Source organism: Planococcus massiliensis, assembly GCF_000821325.1.
Classification (GTDB): Bacteria; Bacillota; Bacilli; order Bacillales_A; family Planococcaceae; genus Planococcus; species Planococcus ruber.
Window position 1 is genome coordinate 3,125,370 of the sequence record NZ_CCXS01000001.1, and the last position, 14,028, is coordinate 3,139,397.

Genomic DNA, 14,028 nt, shown 5'->3' on the forward strand with positions numbered 1-14,028 from the left:
AGCCTTATTTCATATAAAACAAAGGATTCGCATGAATCACAGACTTCCACTCTCTCTTTCTTATAGCGCCTCATTTTTTTAAAATGAACCGATGCACCTAATTGAAAATTATTCCAGAAAACCACTTTTATTTGAATCTCAAATAACTAATAAAAACCTCAACATCATGGAATACAAAATACCCATTTTAATCTATTTGTCATCTTTGTAATTCTGCTGTAAAGAAATACTTCTATAATTTTCATCTTAAAAAATTTGCAAGATCTTTAATTCTTTTTGTTGTTTTAACCAACCGGGCTTTTTCTTAGCTTATTTTTAAGATACCGCCTTTCTTCTCTAACGTTATTATGGCCATGAGTTTTAATGCCTATACAGCAGACGAGGACTTATTGCGTACGAATGCTCTGATTTCTAATTTTACTGTTTGCTTTCGGCTTTTGAAAACTTTATATTTAGAGAGGCGAAATATTAAAAAGACGAAATGAGTGGACGGATATGAAGGCTTGGATTGACAATTGGAAGTTGAATTTCTCCTCCTATAACCGAAATATTAAATTTTTCATGCTGGCAAATGTGCTGATCCAAATCGGGTTAGGCGTTTTTATGGTGATGTATAACCTCTATATTAAAGAACTCGGCATGCCCGAAACCGTCAATGGCAAAGTGATTTCCATGACAGCCACAGCCTCTGCTCTCATGCTGATTCCGGCAGGGTTTTTGAGCGACCGGTTCGGGCGCAAATGGATCATCATTTTAGGGGCGGTTTTTGGTGCCATGACTCTTTTTTACCGCAGCTTTACGGTTACAGAAACACCTCTTGTTACAGCCGCTTTTCTAACCGGCCTGTTTATGGCGTTTGTCCAAGTCTCTGGGGTGCCTTTTTTAGCGGAGAATTCAAAAGCTTCGGAGCGCGTGCAGATGTTCAGCATCTATTTTGCCTTGATGACGGTCGCCAATGTCGTCGGCAGCCTGCTCGGCGGAGTGGTTTCGGATGTATTTCAGACGATCCTGGATATGGAGGCGGTCACGGCCATCCGCTGGTCATTGCTTACCGGGGCCTTCATTTACAGCTGCGGCCTAATCCCTTTGCTTTCTTTAAAAAGCCGTTCCGCTGAAATACAAGAAAAAGAGAGCAGTGACCCGCTTGTCCCTGCAACTGACATCAATCTCAAAAAGAATTTGATCATCATTTTCCACTTTTCGTTCGCGAGTCTCCTGATCGGGCTTGGCTCCGGACTTGTTGTCCCCTATTTGAATCTTTATTTTTCCAACCGATTCGATGCATCCAATACGTACATCGGCCTTATTTTGTCGCTGGGCTCTGCGATGACGGCTGTTGCGATGCTGATCGGCCCCATGCTGGTCCAAAAAGTCGGCAAAGTCAAAGCCTTGATCATCTTCCAGGTGCTGTCTATACCGTTTTTGATTTTAACCGCTTATACGACTTCCCTGTTTCTTGCGGCCATCGGTTTTCTTTTGAGGCAGGCATTGATGAATGCCGGCAACCCGATCCAAAGTGCGATTGCCATGGAAGTGGTGCACGATAAGTACAAAGGCTTGGCGAACTCGCTCAACCAAGTGGTCTTCAATGTTGGATGGGCCACGATGGGTCCAATTGCTGCCGGGCTCGTGGTCGCTTTCGGATCATACTGGGGCTATGCCTATGCGTTCACTATCACTGCAGGACTTTACATCGTTTCGTCCATCTACTATTACTTCATCTTTGGAAAACGCAAACTCGCAGACGAATAAAAAAGGAGGGCTCCGTCGAGGAGCCCTCCTTTGATGTTTATTTTTTCTTTTTCGAAGTGAGGCGGCCAAGCAAGAATGCTCCTGCTACAAGGCCGATCGCTGTATTTGTCCGCTTATTAAATACTTGTTTTGCCACAAGATTCAAGTTTTGCGGGCGTTCAGCCAGTCTGCGCATGAAATAGCCGTACCAGTCGTCGCCAAAAGGCACATACGTACAGAAATTATAGCCTTTATTCGCCAAATCCAATTGCATGTCTTTCCGGAAACCGTAAAGCATTTGGAATTCGAATTTCTCCAACGGAATCTCGTTTTCTTCGACGAATTGGATGACGTGATTGATGATATGGTGGTCATGCGTTGCAATCGAAGTGAATTTGCCGTGCAAGAGATGGTATTCGATCAACGCGATGAAATTCGCATCGATTTCTTCGCGCGTCTGGTAAGCATACTCTGCCGGTTCTTTATAAGCGCCTTTTACAATTCGCAAACGAAGGTCTTTCCGTTCTTTTATGTCATCTTCTGCTCTATAGAAATAAGATTGGATAACGGTTCCCACGTTATCGTATTCTTTTAATAATTCATCGATTAAATCGTATGAAGGCTGGACATGTCCATAATCCTCCATGTCGATGTTGATATGCATATCGTATTTGCTTGCCGCATCCACGATTTCTTTTAAGTTCTCATAGCAGAAATCATAGTCGATATCTAAACCGATCTGAGTAGGCTTTAAGGAAATATGTGCGTCTACCCCGTTCGCATGAATGCTTTCAATGACTTCCAAAATACTGTTCTTCGCTTTTAATGCTTCTTCTTTTTCAAAAACGAATTCTCCAAGGTTATCAACGGTACAGCTGATTCCTTGAGCATTCAATTCACGGATACTTGCGATTGTCTCTTCAATATTTGTCCCTGCTACCACTGTTTGCGCACCTAATTTAAGGCCGTATTTCTTTGCAGCAGCTGTCAAAAATTGATTTTGCGACAATCCGATAAACACATCTTTTAACATTTTCTTCCCTCCTGATACAATTCACCAAAAGCCTGTTTACCTAAAAGAAAAGGGCCTTTTCCCTTAGATTCAAGCATCTATATTGTAATCCTTTTTTTCTGAACCCGCACCATTATTTTAGTTGGAATTAAAAATGGTTGCTAAAACTCTCAAAATTGTATGAGCTTTCATCTAAAAAACTCCTCGAAGCTAGAAGCTTTCGAGGAGTTTCGATCAGTTATTGATATACTTTTCAAAAACATCGCCAAAATCTTTAATGTGATATTGGTTTCGGACAGAAGTCATCCACGTGAAGCCGAAATCCGTCAGCTTGGAATATTGGACGTCCATTGCCACATCATTCGGGCGCGAATTTTGAAGCACAGTTACCGCTTTATTCAGGCTTTCGTTTGCCATCGCTGTAATGATTTCATTTTCATGCGTAATTTCAGCAATGCGCAGGAGGGATTTATACAAATCTTTCAGACGCTCAATTTGATCTTTTTGGACATCGATGCTGTAAGCGATCTGCCCTAATTTAAATTTAATTTCAATATCCAAATCGATTTTTCCGGCTGTTTCCATTACTACATCTGAAATCGAGTTTTGTGAATACGGGAATCTTTTTAACGTGCGTTTTGAAGACATGGCACTTTCGCCGTCCACATGGATCAGCGCCAAATTGGTAAAGCAATATTCGTCCGCTTTTGTTTTGATCAAGAAATAGATTTTTTCCTGGTCTTCGTGCATGACATAATCGTCTGCATCCGTTTTATCGTAGTCTTGTGGGTCAATGATTTTTCCGATATCGGATAATCCTAGAGCTTCTGAAGCCATTTTTTTGAACATCGCCAGTTCCCCTTTTCAAGATGAATATCATTCCCCCTTATTCTATCAAATATGATTCATGCCTACACCAAAATTTTGTCAGTTTAATAAATAGATAGCCAATCTTTAGTCGACTGGCTATCCGTTTTCATTCTTTATTTAACTTCCAAACTGAATAATTCAATCCCAGCGCAAAGGCCACCCAGGCAATATACGGGATCATGAGCGATCCAGCCAGTTTGTCCACACCGAAAAATTCGTAAGTGGTCAAGGTCAGAACGCCAAGCAAAGCCGTCATTTCAATTAAAGCGGTGCCGCGCATTCCCCGTTTAAAGAACAGGAATGACCAGAGGAAATTGAGCCCTAATTGAATGTCATAAGGAGCCAATGTATTTCTGCGCTCTTCTTGGCTATCCGATTTTTCATCTACCCGGTACTTCGCTAGTCCCATAGTTGTATAAAGCGTAGTCCAAACTGTCGGAAAAACCCATGGCGGCGGCGAAAAAGATGGTTTTTTCAACCGTTTGTATTTTTCTTGCGTATTGCGATTGGCAAGAGCCCCGATAATTGAGCCGCCAACCACCGGAACCAGTACACTTAACGCTAATTTTTTGCCGTTGAATTGGCCGTCTGCTTTCAACACTTCCATTATTTCTCCTCCTTACGAATCTTTTCTTTACTACTTTTTCCTTTAAGAAAAGGCCATAAACAAAAAACCATCTCCCGTGTCCGCTTCAGCAGCGGATAAGGAGATGGTTTAGTTTAATTTGAAGCAGCCAGTTTCGCCATTTTGTGGTTTCTCACGCTTAAAATTGCCCACAAGAGGAGATTGAAAACCACGACGCAAGCGGCAAGAACGGATACGCTCAAGATGAACGTTCCACTTCCGTAAGCCGAGGACATCGACTCCCGGAAACCGAGAAGCGCATAGCTCATCGGAACGAAATCATGCACATTTTGGAAAAATGAATTGGTTAATTCAATTGGGAACGTACCGCCGCTTGCACCAAGCTGAAGGACCAGAATGATCATAGCGATAAAACGCCCAGGATTTCCAAGAGCAATGCTCAAGAACATGATCAAGAACATATAGGCCAATGAGGTAACAATCGAAATGGCGATAAATTCTCCCACATGGTCCACTTGCAGATGGAAGCCGAAAATCATGATGGCATCCACAATCAAGGCTGCGGCCGTTGCTTGGACAAAGCCAAGCAAAAACTTGCTGAGCCACCAAGCAGCTCCCGAAGTAGGATGGCTTGGACGTCCGTTGATCGGAAATACTAAATTGAAAGACAAAGCCCCTACGTAAAGGCCTAATGACAAAATGTACGGAGCCATCGCATGGCCGTAGTTCGGCACTTCGCTCTTTTTGCTTTCGGTAGCGGTTGCCGGTGCCGCAATCATTTCATAGTTGGCATCCGACAAATCAGTGCCGTTGATTTCTTGTGCTCCTTCCGCCAAACGGTCGGCAAGTTCCGTTGAACCTGTTTCCAGCTTGGCAGCTCCGTCGCCTAGTTCTCCAGCGCCGCTCTTCAGCGCTTCCGCGCCGTCGCCAATGCCTGCAGCTCCGCTGGCCAGTTCATTGACACCATTGATGAGTGCCGGTGCACCGTCGTTCAATGAAGAAATCCCAGAAGCCAAATCGTCCGCTCCCGATTGAAGAGTTGCCGAATTTCCTGCCAGTTCATCGGCGCCTTGTTTAAGTTCGTTTGTTCCATCTGCTACTTTAGCGACGCCTTCTGTATAAGCAGCGGTCCCTTGCTGAAGCTGCGCTGAACCTTCTTTCAATGCGCCTGCACCTTCCACCAAGCCGTTAGAACCGGCGGACAATGCAGAAACGCCTTGACTCAGCGATTCACTTCCTTTTGCCAGACTGTCCACTGCTCCAGCCAGCTGCGGCAAAGTGCTTGCCGCTTCGTTGACGCCTGAAAGCAATTGTCCACTTCCCGCCGCAGCTTCATTGATGCCTGTTGTCAGCGATCCAGCACCCGGGATCAGTTTGCCGTTCAACGCTTGCCGAATGGTTTCATATCCACCCAAAGCGGCGCTTGCACCCGAGTTCACTTGTGCGATGGCACCGGATAAGCCCGCTGCTTGTTCAGGCAATGATCCAAGCGACTGGAAAGCCGGTAAAATGCCATTGTTCAAATCTGAATTGACTGCTGCCAAGTTCCCAGCCAACTTGTCGATAGACGCTTGTTGATTGGCTGACTGCGTGGCAGCGCTTTGTTCGATTGCCCCGATCAATTCACTTTGCTGCTCGGGCGTCAAGGCACCATAAGCAGAGGTGCTTTTTACCGCTTCTGCTGCATTGGATGAAGAGACCTTCAATTCCTCCAAGGCCTGCTGGGCTGCCGCCAAATTGGCTTGCAGCGAAGCCGCACTGTTCGCATCCCCCGCAGATGCCACAGCCGCTAATTTTTCGGCATTCTCCTGAATGCTTGAAAGACCTTGTTGAAGGCTAGTGATTTGATCTTGGCTCGGCAATCCTTGTTGAAGCGCCGTAAGCCCTTGTTCCAAGGCAGAACTTCCCGATGCCAACTCATTGAGGCCGTCATTCAATGCTTGCTGGCCATTTGCTAATTTTTGGATTCCCGAATCCGGCCCCGCCAATGCTGCTGTTTTGGATTGCAGTTCTTGAAGCCCTGCATTCAGCTGGCCGCTGCCGTTTTCGGCATCTGCCAATCCGCTGTTCAATTGCTGTGCGCCTGGAAGCAAGTTTCCAAGGCCATCTGCTAAAGCGGCTGATCCTTCGACAAGTTCTGAACCGCCCGCTGTCAGCTGGGAAGCACCGTCAGCCAATCCCGCTATACCGCTCTGCAATTGGCCGACTCCATCCGTGTACGCAAATATTCCAGTTCGAAGCTGCCCGGCACCTTCGTCCAATTGGGCGGCTCCTGCTGCAAATTGACCAGCGCCCACTTCCAATTTTTCAGCGCCTTGCTTGAAGGTTAACGTACCCGTTGCCAGTTCCCCCAGTTTTTCACTGAGTGTTGCATTTCCTTTATGGATTTCTGCAGCGCCGTCCGTCAGCTGCCCTGCGCCATCCGCCGCTTCGTCCATGCCATCTCCAATGGTCCGGATCTGGTCAAAGACAGCTTTTACATATTCTTTCGTGACACTTTCTGAAATTTGTTCCCGAATATCCGCTGTCGCTTGCTTGCTAACCGCTTCAATGAAAAATCCGCGTCCGGGGTTGGTCTCGTATTGAAGGTTCATCGTTTTCGGCTGAACGCCCATCACTGTGGAAGCATTAAATGAAAAATCTTCCGGGATCGTCAAAACCATGAAGTATTTTCCTTCCTCCATCCCTTTTTCCGCTTCTTTCGCATCGGTAAAATGCCATTCCAGATCCTCATTTTCTTTTAAATTGTCGACGAGTTCATCTCCGACTGCCAGCTGTGTTCCTTCGTATTCTGCCGGCTGGTCCTGATTGACGACAGCTACCGGCAAACGGTCTGTTTTGCCGTAAGGATCCCATGAAGCTCCGAGGAAAAATCCTCCATATATGATAGGGATGAACATCAAGACAAACATCGTGCCGATCAATAATGGTTTAGAAAGAAGTTTCTTCCACTCCATTTTCACTGTATTCACTTGTCATCACCTGATTCCCATGGTAGTACATCACTGAGAGATTCTCTATTCCAGTTTAAAGTCGGTAAATTTTCCACTCCAAATCCTTCTTTCAATAAATCTCCTGCTGACACTTTCGAAAAATATTCAATCAGCAGATTGTCGCCTTGTGCAAATACATTCCGCAAAATATTTTGGCCGCGTTCCGCATATTTCCCGTCATGAAATGCCAGCCCGATCAAGCCGGTGTCCGGGTACATCCGGATCGGGCCTTCCATTGCTTCAATGACATCCAGCATACTGATGTCGTCAACTGACTTAGCGAGGGAAACGCCGCCGTTGTTCCCTGAAACGGACATGGCAATTCCTTGCACAACCAGCTTTCTCGTGATTTTTTTCATATATGAAGGCGATACGCCCAATCGTTTGCTGATTTCATCCGAAGCTAATGGCGCGTTGCTTTCTTGTGTGGCGAGCAGCACGATGATGCAAATCGCCTGTTCCACTTTTTTGGTTAGCTGCATGATTCCACTCCTCTACTTCTACTTCTATTATCCATTATGGATATATTATGTCTATAAAGTAGTAAACCACTTTTTCACTCGGATTGCAAGGCCTAGATTCTCCCTTTAGCCAATAAAAAAATGCCCCTTGCTTCAATGGCAGTCGAAGCAAGGGGCATCTCTAATTTCAGCGGTTAAAATATTTTTTTAAATAGCCGATCACTTCAAGCCGGCAGCTTTCCGTTAGCGGCGAATCCTTTGGATGGACAAGCTCCCCGTACAACAGCTCATCCAAAAAACGCACTTCATTTTGGAACCTTTGCTGAAGATTCCCATCGAAAACCGTTAATTGAATATAAATTGAACTTCCCTGTTCCACATAATCAATAAGCGAAATTTCATGTTTCATGTTTAAAACAACCCGATAGCTTTTCCATCTGGCCCAACATCCATTTTTAATGCTGCGGGCTGTTTAGGCAGTCCTGGCATCGTCATGATATCGCCCGTCAAGCAAACTAAGAAGCCAGCGCCAAGTTTTGGAATAATCTCCCGGATGGTGACGATGAATCCTTCCGGACGGCCAAGCAATTTCGGTTGGTCGGATAAGGAATATTGAGTTTTCGCCATACAGATCGGCAACTCGTCCCAGCCGTATTTCTTCAATTCCGCCAGTTGCTTTTGGGCTTGGTCCGTCAATTGGACCGCTGCCCCGCCGTAGACTTTTTGGACAATGGTTTGGAGCTTTTCTTCTACGGCGTCAGTTTCATCATAAAGAGGAGCAAAATTTGTCGGACGGTCCAGTTCTTGCTTCACCAGTTTCGCCAATTCCAAACCGCCAGCTCCTCCTTGTTCCCATACATTGGTTAACGCCGCTTGAACGCCTGAAGCTGCTGCCCATTCCATAATTTCGCCAATTTCAGCGTCGCTGTCTGTAAGAAAACGGTTTAACGCCACCACAGGTTCAATTCCAAATTGACGGATTGTATCGACATGCTTGGCCAAATTGACCATGCCGCGTCTCACGGCTTCCGGATTTTCTTCACCCAATAAACCTTTGGCAATTCCGCCGTGCATCTTCAACGCCCGAACGGTCGCAACAATCACGACAGCATCCGGATGGAAACCGCCTTTGCGCGATTTGATATGCATAAATTTTTCAGCACCGAGATCGGCACCAAAACCGGCTTCAGTCACCACAATATCCGCCAGCTGCCTTGCTGTATTGGTCGCCATTAAAGAATTGCAGCCATGGGCAATATTCGCAAATGGGCCGCCATGGATAATGGCCGGCGTCCCTTCAATTGTCTGCACGAGATTTGGTTTAAAAGCTTCTTTTAAAAGCAGCGCCAGGGCTCCTTCCACTCCGAGGTCCCGAACCGTGACCGGTTCTTTCCCGTAAGTGTAGCCGATGACCATCTGGGCCAAGCGCTCTTTCAAGTCTTCTATAGAAGTGGCCAAACATAAGACTGCCATGATTTCAGAAGCTACCGTAATATCAAACCCGTCTTGGCGCGGCACTCCTTGTGCAGGTCCGCCAAGGCCAATCGTCACTTGGCGGAGCGCGCGGTCATTCATATCGAGAGCCCGTTTCCACGTAATTCTCCGAGGATCGATTTGGAGCGCGTTGCCCTGGTGCAGGTGATTGTCAATAAAAGCAGCAAGGGCGTTATTCGCGGAAGTGATGGCGTGAATATCTCCGGTAAAATGCAGGTTGATGTCTTCCATCGGCAACACTTGGGCAAATCCGCCGCCGGTCGCCCCGCCTTTTACGCCCATGACCGGACCAAGCGATGGTTCACGAAGAGCCACAATGACCGATTCCTTCAATTGGCTGAATGCATCTGCAATCCCTACCGTAACGGTAGACTTTCCTTCTCCCGCCGGAGTCGGGCTGATGGCCGTCACTAACACCACTTTTCCAAGCCGTGCAGCTGGAAGCAGCGCTTGAACGTCGATTTTCGCTTTGTATTTTCCGTATAGCTCAAGGGCGTCCGCTGGAATTCCCGCTCTTTCTGCAATTTCTCCGATAGGCAAGATCTCCGCATTTGAAGCAATGGATAAATCCGTGTTCGACATTCATTTCCCCACTTTCAATTTTTCTTTTATTATACCTTGCCCTTGGAAGAAAAGAAAAAACCGCCTCCTTAAAAAAGAAGGCGGCCTCTTTTGCAAGCCTGGTTAAAATTTGAAAAACCCACTTAAGATCAATTCCGGAAAATCCTCTTCAATCACGGCATCTAAGCCGTTCTCTTCCAATTGTTCGTAGAGTTCTTCATCTTCTGCGATGCGGATGGCATCGGTTTCCGACTCCTCATTTTCGTGGAATTTAATGATGTATTTTTTCAACCCATTCTTTTCAATAACAAAAATGGTGAAGGGTTCGTATTTTTTTACATTTCGCAAATTTTGATGCGCCACGACAGAAGCTGCATCCATTTTCTCCAAATGGTTATAAAGAAACCCTTCCGAACGCTCTTTTTCAGCAGAAATATAATTCATTTTCGAATGATGGCGGTTGATGAAGCGCTCGGAAAGATTTTGATGAAAAGAGATGGTTTCCCATTCCACTAGATGCCGGTATTTCTCGATAAAACGCTCCGTCAAGCATTGGTTGCGGGTAATGCTGTTCCAATCGACTTTTTCTGGATGTCGGTCAATCAATGACATCGGCAATTTCTGAAACAGCGAGAGCGCCTTCCATGATAAACGGTCCTGATGCTTCTCGATAAAAGCCGGAGACAAACCCTTGCCATGATTGACGTTCTTTTTCATCGAAATCAGGGTCCAATATTTCTTGTCGTCAAACTCCCGGCCTTCTTTTTCGAAGGTTTTCACTTGGCGCTTCGTCAAGCCTTCAAGTGCCGGCTGCCATTTAGCCGCTTGGCTGAACTCTTCGATAAATGACTCAGAAAGCATCTGTTCCGCTGCAACTGCATGCCAATACAGCCGGTGGCTAAACTCCCGGATAAAAGCCTCCGATAGCACTTGATGGCCCGACACCAAATACCAATTGACTTGGCCGCTGTTAGCTCGGATAAATTCCTCGGATAAGGCCTCTTCTTCACATATCCGGTTCCAGGAAATCGCTCGTTTATCTGGATAAGCTTTCGCTTCCATCAACTCTGTTATGGAATTAAACATCTTTTCCACTCACTTTCTCAATCTGTTTATGTATATTTTATCACGCAGACAAAAGCCCTTTAAACAAAAACCCCGCAGACCGGACAATCCGGATGCGGGGGAGTTTCAATCAACGGCCATTTTCCTTATCGTCCGAGTCGGCAACATTTCTGCGCTCTTCCGGAAAATCGAGATCCTCGCGAGATTCCTGTGCCTGCTCTCTGAATTCCTGTTCCAATTGCTTGTTCTGCAGCTCATCTTTGTTTTTATCTCTAGCCATGCAATCCCTCCCTAACTTTTTATTATCCCCCCTATTCCCTGATAAAAAATTGATAAACGGATAATGCATTTTTCAGGAAAATATACGCATGAACTTTAGCGCATGGCTCTTTCTCAAAGAGAAAAGCCCTGCCTCCCAGTGGATCTGGAAGGCAGGGCTTCATCTTATTTTTTCTTCACGATGGCAACTGTACAGCGCGACACGCAAATAAGCCGTTCTTGTTCATCGACAATTTTGATGTCCCACACCATGGTGGTCCGCCCTTTATGGAGCGGCGTCCCAATAGCTGTCACCAGACCATCTTGCTTGCCTCTTAAATGATTGGCATTGATCTCCAAACCGACCGCATACTCCGTTTCCTGGTCGATCAAGTTCCAAGTGCCCACACTTGCTACTGATTCGGCAAGCACGACAGAAGCGCCGCCATGCAGCTGCCCAAAAGGCTGATGCGTGGCAGCATGGACCGGCATCGTGGCCACTACCCGATTCTCTTCCATTTCGGTAAATTCGATACCGAGCACTCCTGCAATGGTCTGTTCTACTGGCTTCATCTTCATCTACTACAACTTCCCTTCTCTTCAATCAAAATCAGTTCCTGGAAATGCAAAAGATTGTTTGCCGCTAGGAATTGGAACCGCTCTCAATTTTCTGTTCGCGCAAGAGGAACTTTTGGATCTTTCCGCTGGCGTTGCGCGGCAGTTCATCCACGAAACGGTAGTGTCTTGGACGCTTAAAGCGTGCCAGGTTTTCATTTTTTACACAAAATTCTTCCAGCTCTTCTGCCGTTAGAGAAGGGTCTTTTGAAACGATGAACGCCAGCACCGATTCTCCCCACTTCTCATCCGGCATGCCAAGAACCGCTACATCCATTACCGCTTCGTGTTCATGAAGGACATCTTCCACTTCCCGCGGATAAATATTTTCGCCGCCGCTGATAATCATATCATCGACGCGGTCCGCTACATACAAATAGCCGTCTTCATCCATGAATCCGAGATCGCTTGAATGATACCAGCCTTTGTACAGCGCTTTTTCTGTGGCATCCGGCCGGTTAAAATAGCCGACCATCATCGAAGGGCCCCTAACGATGATTTCTCCAACTTCGCCAGGCTTTAGGATGGCATCGGGTTCCGATGGCCCGTCTTCATTTGGCTGAACAATCCGGATTTCATGGTTATAGGCAGCCCGCCCTGCAGAACCGGCTTTCGTCAGCTGCTCATCTTCCGCAAGAAATGTAATGGCCGGCCCCATTTCCGTCTGTCCATAAGCCTGGATCAAATCGATGCCGAGTATTTCTTTTACTTGTTTGACCAAAACCGGCGCCATTGGAGCTGCCCCGTATAGTCCGCATCTCAGCGTATCGACTTTAGAAGCTGCCCCTTCCATTTGCGCCATCATGCTCCACATGGTCGGCACTGCAAACATCACGGTGATGCCTTCTTTATGAATGATGTCCAGTGCAATGGCCGGATGGAATTGATGCATGATGATGCTGGAGGCGCCCGACTGGACCCGCGGAATGATATTGCAATGCAATTCCGCACAATGGAACATCGGCGCAGCGACCAACCCAATGTCTTTCGGCGTATATTTTAACAGCGCGATGCATACGAGGCTCTGTTCTGCCATATCCCGGTGGCGGTGGATCACGCCTTTTGGCCGACCCGTCGTGCCGCTCGTATACATGATGGCATAAGTGTCCGTTTCCTCCACTTCTACAGCCGGTTTTCCGGTTGGAGAAGATTGCGTGATTTCGTTGTAGTTCTTTGCATAATCTGGCGTTTCTGCATCGATAAACCAGAAGCCGATATTGGGAAAATCAGCTTGAATAGCAGCTACCGGCTCCTTCAAAGCCTCTTCAAATAAAACAATTTTAGGGCTGGCATCAGTTAAAATAAAAGCAAGTTCTTCAGATTTCAAACGGAAATTGATCGGATTGAATATCGCACCAATTTTGGCGCAGGCAAACATGGCAGTCGGCAGTTCAATATTATTAAAAAGATAGGTGGAAACACGGTCGCCTTTTTCAACTCCTGCTGCAGTCAAAGCATTAGCCAAACGGTTTACTTCTGCGTCCCATTGAAGATACGTCCAGCGATAGCCTCTTCGCAAATCCACAATCGCTTCCTTGTCCGGTAATTTACTCACTGTCTGATCAAAAATTCTGCCGAGCGTTGCGTACATTCCCCCAACCCCTTCACCTTTTTATGAACAGCAATTCATTTTGTTTCCACCTTTAATGATGTCAGATTTATGAGAACAACGCAATAACTTTTCAGAAAATTTAATCGATTCTATTCAACTTTTCAAGACCCGATATAATGGGTAAAGAGAAAACAGAATGGGGGGGGATGAAAATGAATCCTTTAGAAGTTCAATACAATGGCATCGTTTTGCTTTACGGATATCTTCAGCGTTTATTTGTCTACGGAAAAGTGAAAAGCATGCTCGGAGCAGTGCCCGAAAAGCTTGAAATCGACAGTTTGCCGTCATTGCTCGATAAAACCAGTGAGATATTCCAAAACTTCGACACAAAAAACGGTTTGTCAAAAGAACAGCAGCAAGAATTGCTGGCCATTCTTGCGACCGTAAAAAAGTTGGTTCCACATACTGTAGAGAAATTGGAAAATCCTGAGCTCTCCGACCAATTGGCAACTGCAGGAGCGGCTTTATATGCGGAAGAATATATCAATAACGGGATTATTCATCTTGGCATGTTGTTCAATCCGACAATTGCTGATCGTTTTCGCCAGCACATTCCGCATTTTCAAAACCGGGTGAACGGCATCAATCTCTTTGTCGACAAAACAGCAAACCAGAAAAGCTTACACTCCAACGAACTGGCACAATTGGAATCCTGGTATGCCGATGCCATGAAGAATGCTTCCAACATCGGCGCTGATTTCCAAAGCATTTACAAATACATCAACACAAAAGTTAAATAAAGAAAAAGGAGTGGCACCAAAATAATTTGG

General features: G+C 46.0%; 13 protein-coding genes. 2 read left to right on the forward strand and 11 right to left on the reverse strand.

Annotated elements, in window-relative coordinates; translation table 11 throughout:
* Positions 1–495 precede the first annotated feature (495 nt).
* Positions 496–1,752, forward strand: a complete 1,257-nt coding sequence (locus BN1080_RS15585) for an MFS transporter (RefSeq protein WP_052653549.1) — start codon at positions 496–498, stop codon at positions 1,750–1,752.
* A gap of 37 nt (positions 1,753–1,789) precedes the next feature.
* Here BN1080_RS15585 and BN1080_RS15590 read toward each other — a convergent pair whose 3' ends face one another.
* The 11 genes from BN1080_RS15590 to BN1080_RS15635 all read right to left on the reverse strand — a co-directional run bounded on the left by BN1080_RS15590 (position 1,790) and on the right by BN1080_RS15635 (position 13,237).
* On the reverse strand, positions 1,790–2,764 hold the full coding sequence (locus tag BN1080_RS15590; RefSeq protein ID WP_052653552.1) for a proline dehydrogenase family protein: 975 nt from the start codon (positions 2,762–2,764) through the stop codon (positions 1,790–1,792).
* 213 nt (positions 2,765–2,977) lie between these two features.
* Complete coding sequence (locus BN1080_RS15595) at positions 2,978–3,592, reverse strand: PH domain-containing protein (RefSeq protein ID WP_052653555.1); 615 nt, start codon at positions 3,590–3,592, stop codon at positions 2,978–2,980.
* Positions 3,593–3,719: 127 nt separating this feature from the next.
* Positions 3,720–4,220, reverse strand: a complete 501-nt coding sequence (locus tag BN1080_RS15600) for a TspO/MBR family protein (protein ID WP_052653558.1) — start codon at positions 4,218–4,220, stop codon at positions 3,720–3,722.
* A gap of 113 nt (positions 4,221–4,333) precedes the next feature.
* The gene (locus BN1080_RS15605; protein WP_052653561.1) at positions 4,334–7,171 is read right to left on the reverse strand and encodes a YhgE/Pip domain-containing protein; all 2,838 of its coding nucleotides are present in this window, start codon (positions 7,169–7,171) and stop codon (positions 4,334–4,336) included.
* Positions 7,168–7,674, reverse strand: a complete 507-nt coding sequence (locus tag BN1080_RS15610) for an RrF2 family transcriptional regulator (RefSeq protein ID WP_052653564.1) — start codon at positions 7,672–7,674, stop codon at positions 7,168–7,170. The genes BN1080_RS15605 and BN1080_RS15610 overlap by 4 nt, the downstream gene beginning before the upstream one ends.
* 166 nt (positions 7,675–7,840) lie before the next feature.
* Positions 7,841–8,062, reverse strand: a complete 222-nt coding sequence (locus BN1080_RS15615) for a hypothetical protein (RefSeq protein ID WP_052653567.1) — start codon at positions 8,060–8,062, stop codon at positions 7,841–7,843.
* Positions 8,063–8,064: 2 nt separating this feature from the next.
* A complete protein-coding gene (locus BN1080_RS15620; protein ID WP_052653570.1) occupies positions 8,065–9,729 on the reverse strand; it encodes a formate--tetrahydrofolate ligase in 1,665 nt (554 codons plus the stop codon).
* Positions 9,730–9,831: 102 nt separating this feature from the next.
* Positions 9,832–10,794, reverse strand: coding sequence for a hypothetical protein (locus BN1080_RS15625; protein ID WP_052653573.1), 963 nt, complete (start codon positions 10,792–10,794; stop codon positions 9,832–9,834).
* Positions 10,795–10,903: 109 nt separating this feature from the next.
* On the reverse strand, positions 10,904–11,053 hold the full coding sequence (locus tag BN1080_RS17290; RefSeq protein ID WP_199876636.1) for a hypothetical protein: 150 nt from the start codon (positions 11,051–11,053) through the stop codon (positions 10,904–10,906).
* Between the two features lie 164 nt (positions 11,054–11,217).
* Positions 11,218–11,610, reverse strand: a complete 393-nt coding sequence (locus BN1080_RS15630) for a hotdog fold thioesterase (protein WP_052653576.1) — start codon at positions 11,608–11,610, stop codon at positions 11,218–11,220.
* A gap of 64 nt (positions 11,611–11,674) precedes the next feature.
* Positions 11,675–13,237: a fatty acid--CoA ligase gene (locus BN1080_RS15635; RefSeq protein ID WP_052653579.1), complete on the reverse strand. Its 1,563-nt coding sequence runs from the start codon at positions 13,235–13,237 to the stop codon at positions 11,675–11,677.
* 173 nt (positions 13,238–13,410) lie between these two features.
* Here BN1080_RS15635 and BN1080_RS15640 point away from each other — a divergent pair, with 173 nt between their 5' ends.
* Positions 13,411–13,998 (forward strand): hypothetical protein, encoded by a 588-nt coding sequence (locus tag BN1080_RS15640; RefSeq protein WP_052653582.1) that lies wholly within the window; start codon positions 13,411–13,413, stop codon positions 13,996–13,998.
* Positions 13,999–14,028 lie beyond the last annotated feature (30 nt).

Bases quoted from the DNA above. Each gene is read 5' to 3' on its own strand.
- BN1080_RS15585 (WP_052653549.1), top strand. From the start codon at position 496: ATGAAGGCTTGGATTGACAATTGGAAGTTGAATTTCTCCTCCTATAAC.
- BN1080_RS15590 (WP_052653552.1), bottom strand. From the start codon at position 2,764: ATGTTAAAAGATGTGTTTATCGGATTGTCGCAAAATCAATTTTTGACA.
- BN1080_RS15595 (WP_052653555.1), bottom strand. From the start codon at position 3,592: ATGTTCAAAAAAATGGCTTCAGAAGCTCTAGGATTATCCGATATCGGA.
- BN1080_RS15600 (WP_052653558.1), bottom strand. From the start codon at position 4,220: ATGGAAGTGTTGAAAGCAGACGGCCAATTCAACGGCAAAAAATTAGCG.
- BN1080_RS15610 (WP_052653564.1), bottom strand. From the start codon at position 7,674: ATGCAGCTAACCAAAAAAGTGGAACAGGCGATTTGCATCATCGTGCTG.
- BN1080_RS15615 (WP_052653567.1), bottom strand. From the start codon at position 8,062: ATGAAACATGAAATTTCGCTTATTGATTATGTGGAACAGGGAAGTTCA.
- BN1080_RS15620 (WP_052653570.1), bottom strand. From the start codon at position 9,729: ATGTCGAACACGGATTTATCCATTGCTTCAAATGCGGAGATCTTGCCT.
- BN1080_RS15625 (WP_052653573.1), bottom strand. From the start codon at position 10,794: ATGTTTAATTCCATAACAGAGTTGATGGAAGCGAAAGCTTATCCAGAT.
- BN1080_RS17290 (WP_199876636.1), bottom strand. From the start codon at position 11,053: ATGGCTAGAGATAAAAACAAAGATGAGCTGCAGAACAAGCAATTGGAA.
- BN1080_RS15630 (WP_052653576.1), bottom strand. From the start codon at position 11,610: ATGAAGATGAAGCCAGTAGAACAGACCATTGCAGGAGTGCTCGGTATC.
- BN1080_RS15635 (WP_052653579.1), bottom strand. From the start codon at position 13,237: ATGTACGCAACGCTCGGCAGAATTTTTGATCAGACAGTGAGTAAATTA.
- BN1080_RS15640 (WP_052653582.1), top strand. From the start codon at position 13,411: ATGAATCCTTTAGAAGTTCAATACAATGGCATCGTTTTGCTTTACGGA.